A 21266-nucleotide genomic window follows, 5' to 3' on the forward strand; every position below is an offset into this window, starting at 1 on the left:
GGAAGGGTCCGACCGGCGCCCTGGCCGGACGGGAATGGGGGTGATGCAGCATCCGCTTATCCCGTCCGGCCATCTCCACAGCGGCGCAGCGGCACGACCAGCGCGGCATCGCCGGCGGTGCCGATCCACGCATCGATACCGTAGACGGCGGCGAGCCGGGCCGGGGTCAGCACCTCCGCCGGCGTACCGTCGGCGACCAGCGCGCCGCCGTCGAGCAGCAGCAGCCGGTCGCAGAAGCGCGCCGCCATGGTCAGCTCATGCAGCACCGCCACGACCAGCGCGCCGCCCTGCGCCTGCGCGCGGAGCAGCTCCATCACCTCAAGCTGATGCCCCGGATCGAGCGAGGCAAGCGGCTCGTCGACGATCAGCGCCGGTGCCTCCACCGCCAGCGCGCGCGCAAGCAGCACCCGCGCCCGTTCGCCGCCCGACAGCTCCGTCGCCACCCGACCGCGCAGCGCACCGACATCGGTGAACCGGATCGCCCGTTCGATCGCGGCATGATCGGCGGCGCCGATACGCGAGAATGGCGCGAGGTGCGGCAGCCGGCCGAGCGCGACCAGCCGTTCCACCGCCAGCGGCCAGTGCAGCGTCTGGCCCTGCGGCAGATAGGCGATGGTGCGGGCAAGTTCGGCGCGCGACAGGGCGGCGGCGTCGGTGTCGTCGACCAGCACCCGCCCCCGCGCCGGCACCAGCCGCAGGATCGCACGCGCCAGCGTCGACTTGCCGGCGCCGTTGGGGCCGACGACACCGATCAGGCTGCCGCCACCGAGGGTGGCGGAGACATCGCGCAGCACCGGCCGGCGGCCGAGGGTGACGCCGAGCGCGTCGAGGGCGATCGTCACCACAGCCTCCGCTCCCGCATCAGATAGACGAGGAAGACGGGGACGCCGACGAAGGCGGTGACGACGCCCAGCTTCAGCTCGTTGGTCGACGGGATGATGCGGACCAGCACGTCGGCGAGGGTGAGCAGCGCCGCCCCGGCGATGGCCGAAGGCACCAGCAGCGCCGAGGGCGAACGATCGGTCAGCGGGCGGACGAGATGGGGCACGATCAGCCCGACGAAGCCGATCGCGCCCGACACTGCGACCGCGCCGCCGACGCCAATCGCGACGCCGAGCAGCAGCCGCAGCCGCGCCCGGCCGAGGTCGATGCCGAGCGCCAGCGCCCCGTCCTCGCCCAGCGTCAGCGCGTCGAGCGCCCGCCCGTCCCACAGCAGCAGGGCGAGCCCCGCGGCGATGCAGGGCAGCGCGATCCAGATATGGGTGATCGACCGGTCCTCCAGCGACCCGAGCAGCCAGGTCATGATCTCCATCGCGGCGAACGGGTTGGCCGCCATGTTGAGCGCGAGGCTGATCCCGGCGCCGGCCATCGTCCCGATGGCGATGCCGGCGAGGATCAGGGTCAGCGGGCTTTCCGACCGGCCCGCGAGCAGGAACAGCAGCGCCAGCGCGACCAGCGTCGCGAGGATGGCGCAGAGCGGCAGAACCACCGGATGCAACGCCGCCAGCCCGAAATAGAGCGCGACGACCGCGCCCAGCGCCGCCGCGTTCGACGCGCCGAGCACCGACGGTTCGGCGAGCGGGTTGCGCAGATAGCCCTGCAGCGCCGCGCCGGCGGCGCCGAGCATCGCGCCGACCGCCAGCGCCAGCACCGCGCGCGGCAAACGCAGTTCGAACAGGATGGTGCGGGCGATCCAGTCATCGCCGCCCGCCGCCGCCGCGAGCAGCCGCCCCGGCGGCAGCCCGGCCGGACCGACCAGCACCGACAGCGCCGCCGCCACCACGCAGGCGAGCAGCAGGCCCAGCGTGACCAGAGCGCGCTTGTGCCGGCCGCCGGGCGGCGGCATGAGCGGGGGCGTGACCGCGTCCGTCGAGAGATCCATGCCCGCCATCGCCCTACGCCTTTGCCTTGCCCTGCTGCTGTGCGGCGCGGCGGCACCGGCGACGGCGGCAGCGCCGGCGCGGATCGTGTCGCTCAACCTGTGCGCCGACCAGCTGATCCTGGCGCTGGCCGACCGCGCCCAGATTGCCGCACTGACCCGTTTCGTCAAAGACCCTTCGTTGTCGGCCGCCGCCGCCGAGGCGCGCGACGTGCCTGTCGCCGACAGCAGCGCGGAGGCGGTGCTGGCGCTTCGCCCCGACCTGATCGTCGCCAACCCGGGCTTCGCGATGGGCCGGATCGCGGCGCTGACCGGCGGGCGCTACCGCGTCGTCGAGCTGCCGGCGGCGGAAAGCCATGCCGAGATCGTCGCCAACATCCGCACCGTCGCGGCGGCGGTCGGCCACCCGGCGCGCGGCGAGGCGATGATCCGCCGGATGGACGCCGAACTGGCGGCGATCCCGGTGCTGAAGGGCGCGCGCGTCGCCGCCTATTACCAGCGGCGCGGCTTCCTGAGCGGCACCGGCACACTGATGGACGAGCTGATGCGGCGGGCGGGGCTGCGCAACCTGGCCGGAGTGCTGGGCAAGGGCCCGCTGTCGCGGCTGAGCATCGAGGAACTGGTCGCCAGCCGGCCGGACTATCTGATCGTCGACAGCGACAGCGACCGGGTCGTCGACCACGGCACAGAGATGCTGCACCACCCGGCGCTGGCCGCGATCCCGCGCCTTCGCCTGCCGCAGGCATGGACGGTGTGCGGTGGGCCGGCCTATGTCCAGGCGGCGCGCAGCCTGGCCGCCCAGATGCGGCCGGCGCATCCGGGCGGCGCACGGCATTAGAGGCGGACCTTGACGCCGCCGTAGACGGCGCGGCCCGGTGTCGCGAAGCTGAACACTTCCTCATAGCGGCGGTCGAGCAGGTTCTCCGCCCGGCCGAACAGCGCGATCGCCGGGGTCAGCCGGTATTCCGCGTTGAAGTTGACCAGCGTGAATGACCGCAGCCGGACCAGTTCGGGCACATAGGACGGGTCGACGAAGGCCAGGTCGTTCTGCGCCCCGTTGTAGCGCACGGTCAGCGTCGCGCTGAGCGGACCGTCCGCCGGCGCCCAGCTGAGGTTGGCGCTGGCGATGTGCTTCGCCCGCCGCACGGCCTGCCCGGTGAAGCGGGTCGGCACGAAGGCGACGACCGGCAGCACGTCCTGATCCTGCTTGGCGTCGAGCCAGGTGTAGCTGGCATCGACGCGCCAGCCGTCGCCGAGCCGCGCCTGGGCATAGGCTTCCACGCCTTTCTGGCGGGTGGCGGTGGCGCGGTTGCCCGGCGTCGCGACATACTGGCCGCCGACCTGGACATAGATGGTGTAGATCTCGTCGCTGAAGCGGTTGGAGAAATAGGTGGCGCCGAGCGTCACCGCCCGGTCGGCGAAGCTCTGCTCGACGCCGGCCTCCCAGCCTTCCGATCGTTCCGGGCGCAGCGCCGGGTTGCCGGTGTAGCGGCCGTCGGAAAAGCCGAACAGCTCGAAGAAGCCCGGCGCCTTGATGCCGGAGCCGGCCGCCGCGTGGATGCGAGTGCCTTCACCGAAGCGGTAGCTGCCCTGCACCCGGTAGGTGGTGCTGTCGCTGAACAGATCGTTGTCGTCGATGCGCAGCGATCCACCGAGCGCCAGCCGGTCGAACAACGTAACGTCATACTGGGCGACGAAGCCGAGCGTGTCGCTGTGCCGCTTGCCGGTGAAATTGCCGGCGATGGCGGGGGGCGAAGTGTTCTGGAATTCCTCGCGCTCCGCATCGACGGCGAAGGTGAAGCGGTTCTGTACGTCGGCATTGCCGAAGCGGACGGTGCTTTCATAGGAACCGCGATAGCGCCGCCCCTTGTCGCCATAAGCATAGCCGACGGTCTGGCCGGCGCGCGGCAGGAAGGAGAAGGGCACGTCGTAGCCCTTGCGCGTGGTGTCGGCGATCTGGAACGACAGCGCGCTGGTCCAGTGGCCGTCGAACGCCGTCGCCTCCGCCCGGACCAGGCCGTAGAACGCCTCGTTGCGGTAATGGGCGCCCGGGCTGTCGATGGTGTAGCCGAAGCTCGGGCTGGTGGCATCGCCGTCGCTGGCGTTCAGTTCGGCGTCGGTATAGCTGTAGCGGGCGACGCCGGTGACCTTGAAGTCCGGCGACGGCGCCCAGACCAGCTTGGCCGACGCGCCGGCGTTGTCCGACCCGACATCGCGGCTGCCGCCACGCGCGGTCGCCGTGCCGCCGGTGTGGAAATAGGAGCCGGTCAGCGCATAATCGAGCGTGCCGGCAACGCCGCCGACGCGGGCGCCGGCGGACAGCGTTTCGAACGATCCGCCTTCCGCGCGCAGGCTGACGCCGGGCGCCTCGCGCCCCGACAGGGTGATGTAGTTGACGACGCCGGCGATCGCGTCGGAGCCGTAGAGCGCGCTCTGCTGGCCGCGCAGCACCTCGATCCGCGCGGCTTCGTCGGCGATCAGCGTGCCGAAATCGAACTCGCCGTTGAACGGGTCGCTGGCCTTGATGCCGTCGACCAGCACCAGCACATGGTTGGCCTCTGCCCCGCGGATGCGCAGCGCGGTCAGGCCGCCGACGCCGCCGACGCGGCTGACCGCGACGCCGGGCACGTCGCGCAGCACGTCGGAGACGATGCGGGTCTGGCGCTGTTCGAGCGCGGCCGCGTCGAGCAGGGTGACCGACGCGCCGAGCAGGTCGGCGGGGATCGCATCGCCCGAGCGCGAGGCGGTGACGACGATCGCCGCGCCGTCGTCCGGCTGGGCCGGCGCGGCCTGGGCATGGGCGGCGCCGGCGCACAGCACGGCGGCGATCGCGGCGCGTGACGGGAGGAAACTGAACATGATCGAAAACCCCAAGCGTCCGAACGACGGGCCGGGGCGTCCGCGCGAGCGGCCGGCGCGCGCTGCCGGGCGGACGCGATAGCGCCCGACACGCGTGCCGGTGCGGCCCCTGCCGCACGATGCGTCGCTCAGACGGAGGACCGTGCCGTGGCCAATCCCTGGGCCAGGGCAAGAGCGACCATGCGCCGGCAGGTCTCCTGGCTCGCGGGTCAGGGCGCGATGCACGCCTTCCCAGGCCCCGCCCGTTCGGCTTCGGCCCAGTGGCGGCCCCTTCCATCAGAGGGGCCCAGTGCATCGCGCTCGCCGCTTACAGTTGCAGGGACAGCCGCGGATTTGGGTGTCGCCACCCGCACCGCATTCCCGTTTTCAGCCCCTTGCGGGGCACCGGCGCGATCTTTCGGCAACCGGAGTGACCCGCTTGCCGCCCGCGGCCCTAGACCAATCGCCGGGCAATGCCAATCATGTTGTCAACCGCCCGGCGCGGCGCCGGCTCAGCCGCCGCGCCGCAGCGTTTCGGACGGGGTCTCGCCGTAGCGGCTGCGGTAGCATTGGGCGAATTTGCTGGGGTGGGAGAAGCCGCAGCCGAGCGCGATGTCGGTCACCGTCCGCCGGGTGCGGGCACCGGCGATCAGCGCCAGCCGGGCCTGTTCCAGCCGTTCCCGTTTCAGATAGCCGGTCGGCGAGGTCGACCGGAAGCGCCGGAAACCGGCCTGCAACGCCCGCTCGCCGACGCCGGCGGCGCGGACGATGTCGGCAAGCGCGATCGGTTCGGCGGCATGGGCGCGGATAAAGCGTTCGGCGCGCAGCACGAAGTAGGGGACCGGCCCTTCCCCCAGCCCCGGCAACGCATCGGAGAAATTATGGGGAAAGGCGGACAGCAGCAGCGCCGCGATGGTCTGCTGGGTGCTTTTCTGCACCGCTTTCAGGCAATAGCCGGAATGGTCGCCGGTTGCCGCGAGATCGCCCCAGATCGCCACCACCGTCCGCGCCAGGCTGGCCAGCCCGCCATGGAGCGGCCGTGCCGCCGTCAGGAATTCCAGCCGGCGCGGCAGGCGGCGGCCGAGATCGGCGGCCAGCGCCTCCTCCAGGACCGAACGGCCGATCTTGACCGTCATCTGGCTGTAGGCGTCATCCATGTCGAGCCGGATCGGCTGGGTGGTGTTGAGCACGCACAGCGTGCCCGGCAGGCTGTTCGTCGAGGCGTTGCCCTGCCAGGTCTGGCAGCGGCCGCTGAGCGTGAATTTCATCACGAAGAAGTCGTCGAGCGGCGGCGCCTCTATCGTCACCTCGCGATTATAGCGGAACTTGGTCAGGATCAGGTCGCCGCCCAGCGCCACTTCGTCCAGCTCGAACAGGCGCGGTTCGCCCGGGCGGCCGCGCGGGTTGATCGCGTGCGGGCGGAAACGGCCGCACATCGTGTCGCGGACGACGTCGAGATCGGTGGTGGCGAAACGGTGGAACACGCTGGCTGCCATGCCGTCGGCGATATTCGGCCCGCGCCATTCCGGTATCACAAGGGGTGCGATCCCCGCGACAGCGTTCCGGACCGAAGCCATGCTGCGTATCTCCGTAGCTGCCGCCTTTTTGCTGCCGGGGCATGAATTTTGTCAATCCGGACCACCCCCGCCGCCGCGGGCCGGCACGATTTCGACGGAATCGGGCTAGGATTCGGCCGAAACGATATAGGGCGGCGCCCGCCCCCTTCCCTATCCTTGCTTTCCGCTATCGGCAGGGCAGGCCCGGTCGCCCGGCGGACGGCGCAAAGAAAACACCATAACGACAAGAACTGGCAGAGGGTGGGAACGGTCCATGCGACACACATCAGGATCATTGTTTTCCGCGACGATCATCCTGGCGAGCGTCATGGGGGGGACCACCCCTGCCCTTGCCGGGGCAGAGCCGCAGGCGGAAGCAAGCCAGGCGCCGGCGGCCACCACCGCCTATGCGGTGGAGGACATCATCGTCACGGCGCGCAAGCGGGCGGAGAACCTGCAGGACACGCCGATCGCGATCACCGCCTTCTCCGCCGCCGGGATCGAGGCGCGCGGCCTGACCAACATCGCCGAGATCAACAGTTTCGCGCCCAACCTGACCTTCCGCAACACCGCCGCCTTCGCCGCGACCAGTTCGGCATCGTCGATCTACATCCGCGGCATCGGCCAGCAGGACTGGGCGCTGGCGACCGACCCCGGCGTCGGCGTCTATGTCGACGGCGTCTATGTCGCCCGCTCGATCGGCGGGGTGCTCGACATGCTGGACGTCGAGCGGATCGAGGTGCTGAAAGGCCCGCAGGGCACGCTGTTCGGCCGCAACACGATCGGCGGCGCGATCAGCATCACCACCCGCAAGCCCAGCTTCGACGGCGTGTCGGGCAGCGGCGAGATCACCATCGGCCGCTACAGCCGCGCCGATTTCCGCCTGAGCCTGAACCTGCCACTGTCCGACACGCTGGCGGTGAATTTCGCCGGGTCGCGCAGGAGCCGCGACGGCTACGTCAAGAACCTGCTGCCCGGCGGGCCCGACCTGGGCGACGAGGGCAGTTGGGCCGGGCGCGCCAGCCTGTTGTGGAAGGCGTCACCGGACCTGGACGTCTACCTGGCCGTCGACGGATCGCGCGACCGCACCAACCCGGCGGCGAACGTGCTGATCGACGCCAACGAGAACGCGATCTTCCCGCTGATCGCCAACGGGCTGGAACTGGACCCGGCCAACCCGGTCAACCGCTACGGCAAGAACCCGAGCGCCAACTGCCTGAACCAGGGCAGCCCGGCCCGGCTGTCCGATCCGACCTGCTTCAACGCGCAGTGGATCGCCGGGCCGTACCGCACCTACAGCCAGCATCTGAGCACCAACCCGCTGGTCAACGCGCTGATCCCCGGCCATCCGCTGTCGCCGGACACCGGGACCAGCGCGTTCGGCGCCTCGCTCGACCTGAACTGGCAGGTCGGCGACAGCGTCTCGATCCGGTCGATCAGCGCCTATCGCAAGATCTCCGGCTTCTGGAGCCGGGATTCGGACCATTCGCCGCTGACCGTCCTGCAGACCACCGACTATTACAAGCAGGACCAGTTCAGCCAGGAGATCCAGGTGCAGGGCAAGACGGCGGACAGCCGCCTCGCCTGGCTGGTCGGCGGCTATTATTTCGAGGAGCGGGGCACCCACATCGACATCATCGAGCTGGCCGGCGCGGTGTTCAATTCGGGCGGGCTGGTGAAAAGCCACAACAAGGCGCTGTTCGGCCAGTTCACCTACGACATCACCGACCAGTTGAGCGTGACGCTGGGCGGCCGCTACACGGACGAGACCAAGAAGTTCAATCCGAAGTCGGCGGTAGCGCAGGACAACGGCCTGGGCATCCCCGCCGGCGTGCCGGTGCTGCCCGACCGGTGGGAAGCGATCCGCGCCAGGGAGACGACGCCCTACGTCAACCTGGCCTATAAATGGACGCCGGACGTGATGACCTATGCGTCCTACAGCAAGGGCTTCAAGTCCGGCACCTTCACCCAGCGCGTGTTCCCCCCGCGCCCGGACATTCCGAGCGCGCGGCCGGAGAAGGTCGACGCCTATGAGGTCGGCTTCAAATCGAGCTGGGCCGACAACCATGTTCGCCTGAACGGCGCACTGTTCTGGACCGACTACAAGGACATGCAGGTCAACGTGTCGGAAGCGACGCCCGGCACCACCGAGATCGGCACGATCACCCGCAACGCCGCCAAGGCCCGCATCCGTGGCGGCGAGTTGGAGCTGCACGCGGTGCCGGCCGACAATCTGGTGCTGGAAGGCGGCCTTGGCTATCTCGACGCGCGCTATCGCAGCCTGGAGCCGGGCGCGCAGTTGACCCTGAACGACCGGCTGGTCAACACGCCGAAATGGTCGCTGAACGCGGCGATCGCCTACAGCATCGCGGTGTCGGACGGGTGGATGGTCACGCCGCGCGTCGACTATGCCTATACCTCGACGATCGCCAACGACGCCGCCAACACGCCGCTGCTGGTCCAGAAGCCGGTCAGCCTGCTGAACGCCGCGCTGCGCCTGACCGATGCCGACGCCCTGTGGGCGGTGACCGCGATGGTCAAGAACATCACCAACCGGTCCTATCTGGTGGCGGGGGTGAACGACCAGAATGCCGGGGTGATCGAGGGCGTCTTCTCCCACCCGCGCGAATGGTCGCTGTCCGTCCGCCGGACATTCTGAGCCCCCTTCCCAAGCAGAACAGCAGGATCGTGCCGCCCATGAAGACCAACGCCATACGTTTCCACACCGTCGGCGATCCGGACGTGCTGCGGTGGGAGGAGATAGAGGTTCCGACGCCCGGCCCGGGCGAGGTGCTGCTGCGCAACGTGGTGATCGGCGTCAACATGAAGGAGATCGGCGAGCGGCAGGGCGCCTATCCCTGTCCACCGCTGCCGACCGTCCCCGGCATCGAGGCGGCGGCGGTGGTCGTCGAGACCGGCGCGGGGGTCAGCGAATTCAAGCCCGGCGATCGCGTCTGTTACGCGACGGTGCCAACCGGCAGCTATTGCGAACAGCGCGTGCTGCCCGCCGAGCGGCTGATCGCGCTGCCCGACGACATTTCCGACGAACTAGCCGCCGCGACGATCCATAAGGGAATGACCGCGCGCTACCTGGTCCGGAAGACCTTCGTTGTCGGCGCCGGGCACACGGTGCTGGTCCACGCCGCCGCCGGCGGCACCGGATCGCTGGTCTGCCAATGGGCAAAGCATCTGGGCGCCACCGTCATCGGCACGGTCGGCAGCGCGCGCAAGGCCGATTACGCCCGCGCCCATGGCTGCGACCACGTGATCAACTACAGCGAGGAGGATTTCGTCGCCTGCGTGCACGAGATCACCGGCGGCGCCGGGCTGCCCGTGGTCTACGATTCGGTCGGGCACGCGACCTTCGCGCAATCGCTGGAATGCCTCGATCCGTTCGGGCTGATGGTGCTTTACGGCATCGCTTCCGGCCATCCGCCGCCGCTGGAGCTGATGAAGTTCGACATCTGGAAATCCTATTTCTACACGCGGCCGTCCTTCTTCGCCCACACCAAGCGGCGCGAGGACCTGCTGGCCAGCGCCGAGGATCTGTTCGCGGTGCTGCGCAGCGGCGCGGTCAGGGTCGAGATCGGCGGACGCTTCGCGCTGCGCGATGCCGCGTCAGCACATCGCAAGGTCGAAAGCCGGGGCACGATCGGTCCGGTTCTGCTATTCTCCTGATCCCCTCGACCACACATGGAGCGCCACGCCATGGCCCATCGCCGTCTTTATCCTCCGACGCTGTTCGACAGCGGCCCGTTCGGTTTCAGCCAGGTCGTCAAGGCGGGTGCCGGCGAGACGGTCTATTGTTCCGGCCAGACGGCGTGGGACAAGGATGGCGCGCTGATCGGCGCCGGCGATTTCGCCGCCCAGCTCGACGAAGCGCTGAACAATGTCGGCCGTGCCCTCGCCGCGGCCGGAGCGGCGACGCACGACGTCGTCGGCATCCGCATCTATGTCGTCGACCACAAGCCGGACTATCTGCCGGTCATCGGCCAGGCGGTGACCGCATTCTTTGGCGCCGATCATCTGCCGGCGAGCACGCTGATCGGCGTCGCATGCCTGGCGACGCCGGAATTTCTGGTCGAGATCGAGGCGACGGCGGTGATCCCGGCGTAACGCCGCGGTGGGTCAGGCCGCTGACGGCGGCGCTATCGCCCGCCCCGCCATCGCCTGCCGGTGGCGCGCGAGGATGGCGCACGCCATGCCGAGCAGGACGAAGTACAGAGTGTGGTTGTCTTCCTGGCTGAGCACCAGCTTCGCCGCCAGGAAGGCGACGAGCGACCCCGCCACGGCGAGCGCAAGGTGGATGTCCGGATCGGACCCGTCCTCCTCCAGCGTCACCTTCGACAGGCCGAAGATCATGCTGATCATTGCCCCGTAAAAGATGATGAAGCCGATGACGCCGTAGTCGAGCACCGCGGTCAGCACGTAGCTGTCAACCGTAAGCTGCCCGCCGGGCGTGCGGTAGCCAAGCGCCGGCCCGCCCTTGCCCGAACTGTAGCCGAGCGGATTGCGGGCAATGACCGGGGGGGCCATGCGGAACTGTTCCTTGCGGCCGGTGTCGCTCAACCCGGTGGAACCGCCGCCGATCGTCCGCTTGCTGACCGCGTCGACGGAGGTCATGGCGATCAGCACCATCGCGCCCGCCGCCGGCAGCGCCACGACCAGCGCCACCGCGAACAGGTCGCTGGGATTCTGGCGCCAGCGGCGGAAGGTCCAGACCATCAGGTAGAAGCAATGCGCCGCGATCCAGCCGACGACGCCCAGCCGCGCCGTCGTCATGTAGGTGAGGACGAGCAGCGTGATGTCGGCGATCACCCAGAACGCGATGCCGAACACATGCTTGGCGTTCATCGCCCGGTGCAGCACGAAGGGCGACACCATCGCGAGGAATTCCGAGAAAGTCAGCGACATACCGAAGGTGGTGGTGATGCGATAGCGCCCGTCGCGGAAATTGGCGGTCAGCATCCGCTCGACCGCTTCGTCGCCGACGCGCAGGAAGGACGGAATATGGCTGGCCCACAGGATCGCCTGATTGCGGTATTCGGCGATCGCCATCAGGCCGAGGAACATCGTCATCCCCACCATCAGCGCGGCATAGAGGCGCACCCGGCCCGGCTGCTGGAACACCCAGACGCTGGCGAAGAAGGCGGCGGTCCAGACGAACTGGTGGTCGAGCACCAGGAAGAAACTGCTGAACGGCGGGTCCGACCAGAACAGCGTCGCGAACTGGATGATGGCGAAGCCGATCATGCCGTAATAGAGGAAGGGCGTGGCGGTCAGCGCCTCCTTCAGCCTGCCCCGGAAATCCGACGAAACCGACAGGCAAAGCAACAGCACGATGCCGACCATCGCGCCGACGACCCGGCGGACCGAGATCCACGGCATGCCGGGCAGCGCGATCGCCAGATAATTGGGCCACAGCACAGTGACGATCAGCAGGAAGAACAGCAGCCGCGTCAGCAATTTGGTCGGCCCGGTCTTCTGGTCGGGCAGCGACCAGATCACCACCAGCATCAGCACCAGGATCGGGATCGACAGGATGATGACCAGGAACGGCGGGAACACCGTGAAGACGAAGCCGTAGAAGATGCCGGCGAAGGCGCAGACCGCCAGGAACAGCGTCTTGCGGACCAGCGCCCGGTGCGGCGCCAGCGGTGCCCGATAGGGGCTGAGCACGGGCGGTGCCGGCTTCACGAGGAAAGCCAGATAATTCGCGATGCCGCCCTTCAGCGCTCTCAACATGCAGCCACTCTACCCGTTGGACGCCGACCGCGCCGCGAATCACATGCGGCCGTAGCATGCCATCGATTTCTTCAACACCGCGCTAAGAAGCGGGCGGCTATGCCACCACGCGTTTTCGGCTTGGCGCCATCGCCCGCCGCCGCCTATGCAGGACGACGGCGGTCATCATCGCTTAAGGGTAGCGCCTTATTGGCGGTCCCGGCATGCCGGCCCGGGGAGCGCCGCCGCCTTGTTGAAGAGTGAAAGATGGCCGACCAGAGTCCTTCCGAATATTTCGAGCACGTCCGCGCCGAGATCGCGCCGCTGCTGCCCGACCGGGCGCCCCGCCGTATCCTGGAGATCGGCAGCGGCGCCGGCGGCACCCTGGCCTGGCTGAAGCAGCGCTGGCCGGAGGCGGAAGCGGTGGCCTGCGAAGGGCAGGCGGCGCTGCGCCCGGTGCTGGAGCAGCGCGTCGACCGCGCCGTCATCCACGACCTGGAACAGCCGCTGCCCGACGATCTCGGTCGGTTCGACCTGATCCTGGCTCTCGACGTGCTGGAGCATCTGACCGATCCGCAGGCGGTGCTGACCAAGCTGGTCGCCCTGCTCGAACCGGGCGGCGCGGTCATCGTCTCGGTGCCGAACGTCGCCCATTACAAGGTGGTGCGCGACCTGCTGCTGCGCCGGCGCTTCGACTATACCGACGCCGGCATCATGGACCGCACCCACCTGCGCTTCTTCACCGAGCGTTCGGCCCTGGCACTGATGCAGGGCGCCGGGCTGAGCGTGGTCGCCGGGCGGGTCAACGGCTTCGGCAGGCGCCGGACGCGCCTGCTCGACTGGCTGACGCTGGGCCGCGCGCGCCACTATCTGGCCGAACAATACATCATGCGCGGCGAGCGCGACGGAAACAGCCGCTTCCGCTGGATATTCCGCTAAACCGGGTCGTGCCCGGTACCGCGCCCTATAATATCCCGCCGCCCAACCACAGGCGGACGCAGCAGATCAGGAAGACGATGATGTTGAGGTTGCGGCCGGTCTTGCTGCGCGATAGCGCGCCGACGCCGATGCCGACCAGCGCGATCGGCACGATCAGCCAGTTGGCGGCGCCGAGGATGGGCATGAAGGCCGGGATCGCAAGCAGCAGCGCGAACAGGCCGATCAGGATCGAGAGGATGTTCAGCATGGCCCGATAGTGGGGGTGCCCGCCCCCACGCGCAAGGCCACAGATCAGGCGACCGGGATCAGCACTTCGTTGTGGCGCATCGGCGCCGGCACCGACGGGCCGGAATAGGACGCATATTCGGCCGGGCCGGCAGCGCGCAGGCCCTGCCCCTCCAGCCAGCGGCGGAGCGCGCGTTCCTTGCGGCCCAGCGTGCGGTCGTCCGCCCGGCCGGAAAAGCGCACGGCGGCGACGCGGCGCGGCGCCAGTTCGACGATAGCGATGCCGTCCGGCGGCGGCGGCAAGGTCGCCGCCGTCCACTTGCCCGGCATGAACAGGCGGGTGCGCCAGCCGACCGGTTCGGCGCGATCGCTCAGCACCGGCGTGGTCATCGCCATCCGCTCGCCCTTGCGCGAGCGGGCGAGGACATAGTCGACCAGCGCCTCATACCCTTCCATCAGCGCGGCAACGCGCGGGCCGGAGCGGACCGTTTCGGCGAGCAGCGCGGCCGGATAGGCGCGCAGTTCGAACGCGCCGTCGGCGGCGATCGTGCGGTGGTTGGGCCGTTCCGTCGCGCGTTCGCGCAGGTACCAGCCGCCCGCCGCCGCCGCGGCAGCCACCGCGACCCCGCCGAAGATCCATTTCGCGTTGAGCCGCATCGCCTGCTCCCCTTGGTCCCGCCCCCCATGTGGGGGCATGGCACGGACTGTCAAACGCCCATTGGATCAAAAGGGCCGAGCTGCGGTCAAATCTTCCTTCACGTTTTTCGGGCATTGACGCGGATCGGATGGTAAACAGGCCGATGACGAAGGAGCGCGCGATGCGCCTTGCCCTGATGCTGCCGCTGCTGGCGCTCGCCGCCTGCCAGCAGACGCCGTCGAGCGGCCTTGACGACAGCGACCGCGCGCTAAACGTGGGCAATGCCGTCGACCCGGCGCTGACCGCGGCGCTGGAGGACCAGATCATGGTCGACCCGGATCTGGCCGGTGCGTCGAACCGCACCAGCCTGAAACCCGGCGCGCCGGCGCTGCGCGGTGCCGTCCCGGCCCCAGGCGGCGGCGGACCGGGCAAGGTCGAGCCGGGCGCGGCGCTGTCCGGCCCGTTGATGAAGGCGCCGCCGCCCAGCCGCACCACCGCCGCGACCCGGCCGATGACGATCGGCCAGCGCGCCGGGCGCCAGGCCGCGCGTTCCGGCGGCGGCTGCAACGGCAATGTCGTCTATGGCGCATCCTGGGCGACCAGCCTGCCGAGCGCGTTCCCGATCTTCCCGCGCGGCCAGCTGGTCGAGGCGGCGGGCAGCGACACCCCGCGCTGCCGGCTGCGCATCGTCAGCTTCACCACCGATGCCGCGCCGGCGGCGCTGCTCGATTATTACTACACGCGCGCCCGGCGCGCCGGGTTCGACGCGGAACGGGTGCGCGAGGGGCAGGCGGACATATTGGGCGGCACGCGCGGCGACGACGCCTATTACCTGATCGTCAATCCCCGCGCCGGCGGCGGAGCCGACGCGGACCTCGTCGTCAACAACGGCCGCTGAGCCTTTTCCAACGCCCCGCGCCCGGCTAAGGCGGGGCATGAACGCCTCGTTTCTGGTCATGGCCGGCGGCGCGATCGGCGCGCTGCTGCGCTATCAGCTCGGCCGCGTATCGATGCTGCTGCTCGGCCCCAACTACCCGTGGGGGACGCTGTTCGCCAACCTGATCGGCGGGCTGGCAATGGGCCTGCTCGCTGGGTTGCTCGGCCGGCTGAGCGGCAGCGGCGAGGCGCTGCGCCTGTTCGTCGGCGTCGGCATCCTCGGCGGTTTCACCACATTCTCCGCCTTCAGCCTGGATACCGCGCTGATGATCGAGCGCGGCACGCTGTTCGCCGCCGCCGTCTATGTCACGGTGTCGGTAGTCGGCGCTGTCGCCGCGCTGTTTGCCGGGCTGGCGCTGGCCCGGGCGGTGGCATGAGCGAGGTCCGCCAGTTCACCGTCGCGCCGGACGACGACGGCATCCGGCTCGACCGCTGGTTCAAGCGCCATCTGCCCGACGTCGGCTTCGCGCAGGTGTCGCGCTGGGCGCGGACCGGCCAGCTTCGCGTCGACGGCAAGCGCGCCACCCCCGGCGACCGGATCGAGGCGGGACAGGTGCTGCGCGTGCCGCCCGCCGAACCAAAGCCGGAGACGAAGGCGCGGCCGAAGCGCGAGCGCCCGCCGCTCAGCGCCGACCAGATTGCCTTCGCCCGCGACATGGTGATCCACCGCGACGCGCAGGCGATCGTCATCAACAAGCCGCCGGGCCTGGCGACGCAGGGCGGCACCAAGACCCACGACCATGTCGACGGCCTGCTCGATGCCCTTGCCTTCGAGCGCGATGACCGGCCGAAGCTGGTCCACCGGCTCGACAAGGACACGTCCGGCGCGCTGCTGCTGGCGCGCAGCGCCCGCGCCGCCGCCTTTTTCGCCAAGAGCTTTTCCGGCCGCACCGCGCGCAAGGTCTATTGGGCGCTGATCGTCGGCGTGCCGTCGATCGAGGACGGGATGATCGAGCTGCCGCTGGCCAAGCAGCCGGGGACCGGCGGCGAGAAGATGCATGTCGACGAAAAGGCAGGCAGCCCGGCGCGGACCCGCTATCGGGTGATCGAGCGCGCCGGCAACCGCGCCGCCTGGGTCGAGCTGCAACCGTTCACCGGCCGCACCCACCAATTGCGCGTCCACATGGCGGCGATCGGCCACCCGATCGTCGGCGACGGCAAATATGGCGGGCAGGACGCGTTCCTGACCGGCGGGATCAGCCGCAAGATGCATCTCCACGCCCGCCGCATCCGCATCGACCACCCCGACGGCGGACGGATCGACGTCACCGCCGAACCGCCCCAGCATTTCGCCGACAGCGTCGCCCATCTCGGCTTCGACCCGAAGCTGGGCGACCTGCCGATCGACGAGGTCAAATTCTCCGAAACGCCGGAAGGCAAGCGCAAGGCGGTGAGCGCCGCCGCCAAGGCCCGGCGCAAGGAGCGCAAGGGCGAACGGCGCGGGCGCGGGCGGGCGCCGGCATGACCGCGCGGATGAACCGACTGGCGTTGTTCGACTGCGACGGCACGCTGGTCGACAGCCAGGCGAATATCTGCCGGGCGATGGAGGGCGCGTTCGGCGGCGCCGGCCTTGCCGCGCCGGACCGCGCCGCGATCCGCCGCATCGTCGGCCTCAATCTGGTCGAGGCGATGCGCGTGCTGGTGCCCGACGGCGACGGCGCCCTGCATCTGCGCCTGGCCGATGACTACAAGCGCGTGTTCCAGGGCCTGCGCCATGACGGGCTGGTCGAGGAACCGTTGTTCGACGGCATCGCGGAGGTGCTGACCGCGCTCGCCGATGCCGGCTGGCTGCTGGGTGTCGCCACCGGCAAGTCGGATCGCGGGCTGGCGCTGTGCCTGGAACATCACGGCATCGCCAGCGCCTTCGTCACGCTGCAGACCGCCGACCGCCACCCGTCGAAGCCGCACCCGGCGATGGCCGCGCTGGCGATGGCGGAAGCCGGCGCCAGCCCGGAAACCACGGTGATGATCGGCGACACCAGTTTCGACATGCTGATGGCGAAGGCGGCCGGCGCCCATGCCGTCGGCGTCGACTGGGGCTATCACGACGCCGCCGAACTGATCGCCGCCGGCGCCGGGGTGGTGCTGGCCAGCCCGGCCGCGCTGCCCACCCATCTGGAGACGCTGGCATGACCGAAGCGAACGACGCGAACAGGGACCGGGACGCGCAGGCGCGCAATCGGTATTTCGCGCTGTCGCTGGTGCGGCTGAGCGGGGCGGTGCTGGTGCTGATCGGCATCGTGGTCACCTCCGGCCGGGTCGAGAGCCTGCCGGCGATCGCCGGTTATGCGCTGATCGCCGTCGGGCTGCTCGACATGCTGCTGTTCCCGCGCCTGCTCGCCCGGCGCTGGCGCACGCCGCCGCGGCCGTGAAGCGGTTCTGGACGCAGGCGACGGCGGCCGGCGGTGCCGTCGCGCTCGACGGGCGGCCGGTGCGGACGCCGGGCGGCCGGCCGCTCGCCCTGCCCGCCCAGCCACTGGCCGCTGCGATCGCGGCGGAATGGAATGCGGTCGGCGAGACGCTCGATCCGCGCGCGATGCCGCTGACCGGCCTAGCCAACGCCGCGATCGACATTGTTGCGCCGGACCCGGACGCCTTTGCTGCGCCGCTGGCCGCCTATGCGGAAACCGATCTGCTCGCCTATCGCGCGGAGCACCCGGCGGCGCTGGTCGCGGCGCAGGCGGCGTCGTGGGATCCGCTGCTCGCCTGGGCGCGGCAGCGTTACGACGCACATGTCGAAACCGTCGCCGGTATCCGCCACCAGCCGCAGCCGCCGGCGACGGTCGCGCGACTGACCCAGGCGCTGGCGGCGCACGACCCGTTCGCGCTGGCCGCGCTGGCGCCGCTGGTCACGATCGGCGGATCGCTGGTCGCGGCGCTGGCGCTCGCCGAACGGGCGTTCGATGCCGACGCCGTCTGGCAGGCCGTCCACCATGACGAGTTGTGGCAGGAGGCGCAGTGGGGCGAGGACGCGCTCGCTACCGCCGCCCGTGCCGCCCGCCGCGCCGATTTCGACGCGGCGGCGCGCTTCCTACACCTGCTCGGCTGACGGCGCCGCCACCGCCGGCAGGAACCAGCGGATGATGACCAGCCCGCCGACGACCAGCATCGCCAGCGAGCCGACGAACGCATAGAGCGTGTAGGCCCAGTCGACATGCAGCCAGACCGAATCGCTGATGATGCCGATCAGCAGCACCGCGACCGAGAACAACACCAGCAGGCGGACGCGGTCGGCGAACAGTGTCACCCGCCCGGCGACGCCGTAGAGCGCGAGGCCGATCAGCAGCGCCACGATCAGGTCCAGGACAAAGCCGGCGATCAGCGCGTCCGGCGACGCGACGCTGAACCCGGCGCTGTTGTAGTGGACGGTCGCCACCGGCCCCTTGCCGAACAGCACCGTCGTCGCCGGCGTGTCAGGCGACGGCACCACATAGGTGGCGGTGCCGGGCAGGTTTGCGGCCAGCGCGTTCTGCACCGCCGCCTGCTGCGCCTCCGTCGCGGAACCATAGGCGATCTGGCCGAGCGGCGTTGCGAAGAAGATGAAGCCGGTGATGAACATGGCGATCGCGGCCGCGATCGCGCCGAGCACAAGCTTTGGCATGGGTTTCCTCCCTGTCGTGCGACAACGGAGGCTAGGCCGGACCGGTTCCCTGCACAATCGGGTCGCGGGTCAGGCCGCGGACGAAGCCGATCAGCCCGGTCTGGCGGCTGCGCCGGTGGCGTTCGGCGTCGAGGATGGTCTTGAGCGCGGCGAAGCATTCGTCGGCGTCCTGATTGACCAGCACATAGTCGTAGCCGTCCCAGTGGCCGACCTCGGTCGCGGCGCGGGCCATGCGGGCGGCGATCACCTCCTCGGAATCGGTGGCGCGGCTACGCAGGCGGCGTTCCAGCTCCTCCATCGACGGCGGGAAGATGAACACGCGGACGACGTCGCCGCCGGCGAGCTGATGCAGCTGCTGCGCGCCCTGCCAGTCGATGTCGAACAGCACGTCGCGGCCGGCGGCGAGCATCGCCTCCACCGGCGCGCGCGGCGTGCCGTAGCGCTGGCCGAAGACATGCGCCCATTCGAGGAAATCGCCGGCCGAGACCATTTCGCGAAAGCGAGCCAGATCGACGAAATGATAATCGATGCCGTCGATTTCGCCGGGGCGCATAGGCCGCGTCGTCGCGGAGACCGACATCTCGATGCCATCGTCGGCGGCGAGCAGCTTGCGCGACACCGTCGACTTGCCGGCGCCGGACGGCGACGAAATGACGAACAGCATCCCCCGCCGCTTGAACTTGAACGGATCGGAACGATCGGCCGGCAGGGCGTGGGGCGGAAACGGATCGGCCATGGCCGCTAGTGCCGTGGCGAAGCCGCGCCGTCAATCACCGCATGGCGTGGCGGCGGATCAGGGTGCTGGCGGCGGCTCCGGCGCGGCGCGGCCCGCGCGGCCGCGGTCGTAGAGCTTCTTCGCGACATAGGCGCCGCCGATCACCAGGCCGAGCGGCCCGAACCGGCGCAGCCCGCCGGCGACGGCGGCGCCGAGCACGGCGCCCTTGACGCCGCCCTTGCCGTCCCGCCGGTCGATCTCCCGGCCAACCAGGGCACCGATCACCTTGCCGATCATCCGTTCGTTCCTTCCCGCCGCATAGCGCGGCACCACGGCAAAGGTTCCCCCTCAGCCCCGCTGCATCGCGTCCCAGTCGGCAATCACCTGGCCGAGCACTTCCAACGGCATCGACCCGCCGAGCAGCACCGCGTCATGCCATCCCTTCAAATCGAAACGCTGGCCAAGCACCTGCTTCGACACCTCACGCAGGCGGGCGATCTCGGTATGGCCCATCTTGTAGCCGCAGGCCTGGCCGGGCCAGACGCAATAGCGGTCAACCTCATTCTCCACCGCCGAACGGGTCAGGCCGACGGTTTCGATCATGTAGGCGATCGCCTTGTCGCGGCTCCATCCCTTGGCATGGATGCCAGTGTCGAGGACGATCCGCGCCGCGCGGTAGAGGAAGCTCTGCTGCCAGCCGACCTTGCCGAACGGGTTGCCGTCGTACAGGCCGGTTTCGGCCGCAAGCTGCTCGCCGTAGAGCGCCCAGCCCTCGGTGAAGGCGCTGAAATAGAGGTTCTGGTGGAGCAGCGGCAGGTCCTTCGTTTCCTGCAGGATCGCGCCGTGCCACAGGTGGCCGGGCACCGCCTCGTGATAGACAAGTGTCGGCAGCGTGTATTTCGGCCAGTCGTGGACATCGTGCAGGTTGATGTAGAAGGCCCCGGGTCGGCTGCCGTCCAGGCTGCCGGGGGAGGCGTAGCCGCGCGGCGCGCCGAGCTCGATCGCCGGCGGCACCCGCCGGATGTCCATCGCCGCGGCCGGCGGCTTGTTGAAATAGGGCTGCATTCCGGCGCGGGCCGCCGCCATCACCCCGTTCAGATAGGCGATCAGGTCGGCGCGGCCCTTGTCGTCATTGGCGAAAAGCTGCGTCGGGTCGGCGTTGAGCGCGACCAGCCGCTCACCGACGCTGCCGGTGCCGCGCCCCTGCGCCTTCAGCAGAGCGTCGACCTCGGCGGTGATCGCAGCGACCTGGCCCAGCCCGATCCGGTGCGCCTCCTCCGGCGAGTGGGTGGTGGTGATGTGGGTTCGCAGCGCCAGCGCGTAAAAGCGCTCGCCGTCCGGCAGGCGCGATGCGGCGGGCGCCGTCCCGGCGCGGGGCCGCAACGCCGCCAGCACCGCAAGCTGGCGGTCGAGCGCGGCGGCGATCGGGCCGTCGACGATCTTCGCCGCCCGTGCCGCCCAGTCGTTGCCCAGCCGCTTTTCAGCCGCCCGCCGGCCGAGCGAGGCGGCCAATCCCGATGTTTCGCCGCTCTGCCCGCGCAGCGCCTCCGTTTGCGCGACGGTCTTGTCGAGGATAAAATCCGGCGGAATCACGCCCTTAGCCGCATCCGCCTCCGCACGGGATGACTGCTGCCCGATAACCTTGGCGAAATCCTCGAGCCGCGCCAGATAGGCGTCGCAATCCGCCCTGGTCTCGATCCGATGCTGGCTGTCGAGAAAATCAGGCACCGCCTGGTATGCGCCGGTCAACTGGCTGAGCACATAGGGCACAGGATAACCGTCAAGCCCGCCGTAATCGAACGTCTTGACTTCGCCGGCCCGCTCGGCCGCCCAGATCGCCGTATCCAGATAATAGGGGTCCCGTCCGCCGAGCGCGGCCCGGTCGACCGCCTTCAGCGCCGGCAGCGCGTCGACCATCGCCTGGCTGCCGCCAAGCCGGTTGTCGAACGCCGCGTCGGCCAGCTTGCTCTTCAGTCCGGCGCGGGCGCCGCTATCGAGGCCAAGCGCGGTCGCGGTGGCTGGATCGGCAAGCATCTGGCCTTCGAAAATGCGGTCGTAGAGCGCCCGCGCCTTCGCCCCTTCCGCACCGCCCGCCGCAGCGAGCAGCGGCTGGGCAAGGGGCAGAAACGCGGCGGCGGCTGTCGTCGCAAGAAAGTGCCTGCGGTCGATCATCGGGATTCCCTTTCGCGAACCAACGGCTTGTTCGCCGCACGGTA

The 21266-nt window shown here is 69.8% G+C and carries 22 protein-coding genes and 1 riboswitch; of the genes, 11 read left to right on the forward strand and 11 right to left on the reverse strand.

What is annotated here, in order from left to right:
• Nucleotides 1-56: 56 nt before the first annotated feature.
• Both E4A53_RS01585 and E4A53_RS01590 read right to left on the reverse strand, forming a co-directional pair.
• Nucleotides 57-845: an ABC transporter ATP-binding protein gene (locus E4A53_RS01585; RefSeq protein WP_136161347.1), complete on the reverse strand. Its 789-nt coding sequence runs from the start codon at nt 843-845 to the stop codon at nt 57-59.
• Nucleotides 839-1846, reverse strand: a complete 1008-nt coding sequence (locus E4A53_RS01590; protein WP_136161404.1) for a FecCD family ABC transporter permease — start codon at nt 1844-1846, stop codon at nt 839-841. The genes E4A53_RS01585 and E4A53_RS01590 overlap by 7 nt, the downstream gene beginning before the upstream one ends.
• Before the next feature lie 34 nt (nt 1847-1880).
• Here E4A53_RS01590 and E4A53_RS01595 point away from each other — a divergent pair, with 34 nt between their 5' ends.
• Nucleotides 1881-2717: an ABC transporter substrate-binding protein gene (locus tag E4A53_RS01595; RefSeq protein ID WP_136161348.1), complete on the forward strand. Its 837-nt coding sequence runs from the start codon at nt 1881-1883 to the stop codon at nt 2715-2717.
• Here E4A53_RS01595 and E4A53_RS01600 read toward each other — a convergent pair.
• Both E4A53_RS01600 and E4A53_RS01605 read right to left on the reverse strand, forming a co-directional pair.
• Nucleotides 2714-4738 carry a TonB-dependent receptor gene (locus E4A53_RS01600; RefSeq protein WP_136161349.1) on the reverse strand — a complete coding sequence of 675 codons (2025 nt, stop codon included), beginning with the start codon at nt 4736-4738 and terminating at the stop codon, nt 2714-2716. The genes E4A53_RS01595 and E4A53_RS01600 overlap by 4 nt on opposite strands.
• Nucleotides 4739-4908: 170 nt before the next feature.
• Nucleotides 4909-5142, reverse strand: a riboswitch (cobalamin riboswitch).
• A gap of 87 nt (nt 5143-5229) precedes the next feature.
• Entirely contained in the window at nt 5230-6213 is a 984-nt protein-coding gene (locus E4A53_RS01605) for an AraC family transcriptional regulator (RefSeq protein WP_168694280.1), read from the reverse strand.
• Nucleotides 6214-6547: 334 nt separating this feature from the next.
• Here E4A53_RS01605 and E4A53_RS01610 point away from each other — a divergent pair, with 334 nt between their 5' ends.
• The 3 genes from E4A53_RS01610 to E4A53_RS01620 are packed head-to-tail and all read left to right on the forward strand — an operon-like array spanning nt 6548 to nt 10389.
• A complete protein-coding gene (locus tag E4A53_RS01610; protein ID WP_136161351.1) occupies nt 6548-8932 on the forward strand; it encodes a TonB-dependent receptor in 2385 nt (794 codons plus the stop codon).
• Between the two features lie 38 nt (nt 8933-8970).
• A complete protein-coding gene (locus E4A53_RS01615; RefSeq protein ID WP_136161352.1) occupies nt 8971-9951 on the forward strand; it encodes a quinone oxidoreductase family protein in 981 nt (326 codons plus the stop codon).
• Between the two features lie 30 nt (nt 9952-9981).
• Nucleotides 9982-10389, forward strand: a complete 408-nt coding sequence (locus tag E4A53_RS01620; RefSeq protein ID WP_136161353.1) for a RidA family protein — start codon at nt 9982-9984, stop codon at nt 10387-10389.
• 12 nt (nt 10390-10401) lie between these two features.
• Here E4A53_RS01620 and E4A53_RS01625 read toward each other — a convergent pair whose 3' ends face one another.
• A complete protein-coding gene (locus E4A53_RS01625) occupies nt 10402-12018 on the reverse strand; it encodes an O-antigen ligase family protein (RefSeq protein ID WP_136161354.1) in 1617 nt (538 codons plus the stop codon).
• A gap of 246 nt (nt 12019-12264) precedes the next feature.
• Here E4A53_RS01625 and E4A53_RS01630 point away from each other — a divergent pair, with 246 nt between their 5' ends.
• The gene (locus tag E4A53_RS01630; RefSeq protein WP_136161355.1) at nt 12265-12936 is read left to right on the forward strand and encodes a class I SAM-dependent methyltransferase; all 672 of its coding nucleotides are present in this window, start codon (nt 12265-12267) and stop codon (nt 12934-12936) included.
• A gap of 25 nt (nt 12937-12961) precedes the next feature.
• Here E4A53_RS01630 and E4A53_RS01635 read toward each other — a convergent pair whose 3' ends face one another.
• Entirely contained in the window at nt 12962-13183 is a 222-nt protein-coding gene (locus tag E4A53_RS01635) for a hypothetical protein (RefSeq protein ID WP_136161356.1), read from the reverse strand.
• Nucleotides 13184-13227: 44 nt separating this feature from the next.
• Nucleotides 13228-13818: an SOUL family heme-binding protein gene (locus tag E4A53_RS01640; protein ID WP_168694281.1), complete on the reverse strand. Its 591-nt coding sequence runs from the start codon at nt 13816-13818 to the stop codon at nt 13228-13230.
• A 161-nt stretch (nt 13819-13979) separates the two neighbouring features.
• Here E4A53_RS01640 and E4A53_RS01645 point away from each other — a divergent pair, with 161 nt between their 5' ends.
• Genes E4A53_RS01645 through E4A53_RS01670 form a run of 6 tightly spaced genes read left to right on the forward strand, consistent with a single transcriptional unit; the run spans nt 13980 to nt 17783 of the window.
• Complete coding sequence (locus E4A53_RS01645) at nt 13980-14696, forward strand: hypothetical protein (RefSeq protein ID WP_136161358.1); 717 nt, start codon at nt 13980-13982, stop codon at nt 14694-14696.
• Nucleotides 14697-14733: 37 nt separating this feature from the next.
• Nucleotides 14734-15111, forward strand: coding sequence for a fluoride efflux transporter CrcB (gene crcB, locus E4A53_RS01650; protein ID WP_136161359.1), 378 nt, complete (start codon nt 14734-14736; stop codon nt 15109-15111).
• On the forward strand, nt 15108-16199 hold the full coding sequence (locus E4A53_RS01655) for an RluA family pseudouridine synthase (RefSeq protein WP_136161360.1): 1092 nt from the start codon (nt 15108-15110) through the stop codon (nt 16197-16199). Before crcB ends, E4A53_RS01655 begins: the two co-directional genes overlap by 4 nt.
• Nucleotides 16200-16207: 8 nt before the next feature.
• Complete coding sequence (locus tag E4A53_RS01660; protein WP_136161405.1) at nt 16208-16867, forward strand: HAD-IA family hydrolase; 660 nt, start codon at nt 16208-16210, stop codon at nt 16865-16867.
• A complete protein-coding gene (locus E4A53_RS01665) occupies nt 16864-17106 on the forward strand; it encodes a hypothetical protein (protein WP_136161361.1) in 243 nt (80 codons plus the stop codon). Before E4A53_RS01660 ends, E4A53_RS01665 begins: the two co-directional genes overlap by 4 nt.
• Nucleotides 17103-17783, forward strand: a complete 681-nt coding sequence (locus tag E4A53_RS01670; RefSeq protein WP_136161362.1) for an ATP12 family protein — start codon at nt 17103-17105, stop codon at nt 17781-17783. The genes E4A53_RS01665 and E4A53_RS01670 overlap by 4 nt, the downstream gene beginning before the upstream one ends.
• Here E4A53_RS01670 and E4A53_RS01675 read toward each other — a convergent pair.
• The 4 genes from E4A53_RS01675 to E4A53_RS01690 all read right to left on the reverse strand — a co-directional run bounded on the left by E4A53_RS01675 (nt 17766) and on the right by E4A53_RS01690 (nt 21222).
• The gene (locus E4A53_RS01675) at nt 17766-18335 is read right to left on the reverse strand and encodes a hypothetical protein (protein WP_136161363.1); all 570 of its coding nucleotides are present in this window, start codon (nt 18333-18335) and stop codon (nt 17766-17768) included. The genes E4A53_RS01670 and E4A53_RS01675 overlap by 18 nt on opposite strands.
• A 31-nt stretch (nt 18336-18366) precedes the next feature.
• Entirely contained in the window at nt 18367-18999 is a 633-nt protein-coding gene (gmk, locus tag E4A53_RS01680; protein ID WP_136161406.1) for a guanylate kinase, read from the reverse strand.
• A 129-nt stretch (nt 19000-19128) separates the two neighbouring features.
• Nucleotides 19129-19347 carry a hypothetical protein gene (locus E4A53_RS01685; RefSeq protein WP_136161364.1) on the reverse strand — a complete coding sequence of 73 codons (219 nt, stop codon included), beginning with the start codon at nt 19345-19347 and terminating at the stop codon, nt 19129-19131.
• 51 nt (nt 19348-19398) lie between these two features.
• Complete coding sequence (locus E4A53_RS01690; protein ID WP_136161365.1) at nt 19399-21222, reverse strand: DUF885 domain-containing protein; 1824 nt, start codon at nt 21220-21222, stop codon at nt 19399-19401.
• Nucleotides 21223-21266 lie beyond the last annotated feature (44 nt).

The sequence above is a fragment of the Sphingomonas flavalba genome (assembly GCF_004796535.1).
Lineage (GTDB): Bacteria > Pseudomonadota > Alphaproteobacteria > Sphingomonadales > Sphingomonadaceae > Sphingomonas_L > Sphingomonas_L flavalba.

Excerpts from the sequence above, each read along its gene's own strand:
- E4A53_RS01590 (WP_136161404.1), bottom strand. The coding sequence starts at position 1,846 with ATGCCGCCGCCCGGCGGCCGGCACAAGCGCGCTCTGGTCACGCTGGGC.
- E4A53_RS01595 (WP_136161348.1), top strand. The coding sequence starts at position 1,881 with ATGCCCGCCATCGCCCTACGCCTTTGCCTTGCCCTGCTGCTGTGCGGC.
- E4A53_RS01600 (WP_136161349.1), bottom strand. The coding sequence starts at position 4,738 with ATGTTCAGTTTCCTCCCGTCACGCGCCGCGATCGCCGCCGTGCTGTGC.
- E4A53_RS01605 (WP_168694280.1), bottom strand. The coding sequence starts at position 6,213 with ATGGCAGCCAGCGTGTTCCACCGTTTCGCCACCACCGATCTCGACGTC.
- E4A53_RS01610 (WP_136161351.1), top strand. The coding sequence starts at position 6,548 with ATGCGACACACATCAGGATCATTGTTTTCCGCGACGATCATCCTGGCG.
- E4A53_RS01615 (WP_136161352.1), top strand. The coding sequence starts at position 8,971 with ATGAAGACCAACGCCATACGTTTCCACACCGTCGGCGATCCGGACGTG.
- E4A53_RS01620 (WP_136161353.1), top strand. The coding sequence starts at position 9,982 with ATGGCCCATCGCCGTCTTTATCCTCCGACGCTGTTCGACAGCGGCCCG.
- E4A53_RS01625 (WP_136161354.1), bottom strand. The coding sequence starts at position 12,018 with ATGTTGAGAGCGCTGAAGGGCGGCATCGCGAATTATCTGGCTTTCCTC.
- E4A53_RS01630 (WP_136161355.1), top strand. The coding sequence starts at position 12,265 with ATGGCCGACCAGAGTCCTTCCGAATATTTCGAGCACGTCCGCGCCGAG.
- E4A53_RS01635 (WP_136161356.1), bottom strand. The coding sequence starts at position 13,183 with ATGCTGAACATCCTCTCGATCCTGATCGGCCTGTTCGCGCTGCTGCTT.
- E4A53_RS01640 (WP_168694281.1), bottom strand. The coding sequence starts at position 13,818 with ATGCGGCTCAACGCGAAATGGATCTTCGGCGGGGTCGCGGTGGCTGCC.
- E4A53_RS01645 (WP_136161358.1), top strand. The coding sequence starts at position 13,980 with ATGCGCCTTGCCCTGATGCTGCCGCTGCTGGCGCTCGCCGCCTGCCAG.
- crcB (WP_136161359.1), top strand. The coding sequence starts at position 14,734 with ATGAACGCCTCGTTTCTGGTCATGGCCGGCGGCGCGATCGGCGCGCTG.
- E4A53_RS01655 (WP_136161360.1), top strand. The coding sequence starts at position 15,108 with ATGAGCGAGGTCCGCCAGTTCACCGTCGCGCCGGACGACGACGGCATC.
- E4A53_RS01660 (WP_136161405.1), top strand. The coding sequence starts at position 16,208 with ATGAACCGACTGGCGTTGTTCGACTGCGACGGCACGCTGGTCGACAGC.
- E4A53_RS01665 (WP_136161361.1), top strand. The coding sequence starts at position 16,864 with ATGACCGAAGCGAACGACGCGAACAGGGACCGGGACGCGCAGGCGCGC.
- E4A53_RS01675 (WP_136161363.1), bottom strand. The coding sequence starts at position 18,335 with ATGCCAAAGCTTGTGCTCGGCGCGATCGCGGCCGCGATCGCCATGTTC.
- gmk (WP_136161406.1), bottom strand. The coding sequence starts at position 18,999 with ATGCTGTTCGTCATTTCGTCGCCGTCCGGCGCCGGCAAGTCGACGGTG.
- E4A53_RS01685 (WP_136161364.1), bottom strand. The coding sequence starts at position 19,347 with ATGATCGGCAAGGTGATCGGTGCCCTGGTTGGCCGGGAGATCGACCGG.
- E4A53_RS01690 (WP_136161365.1), bottom strand. The coding sequence starts at position 21,222 with ATGATCGACCGCAGGCACTTTCTTGCGACGACAGCCGCCGCCGCGTTT.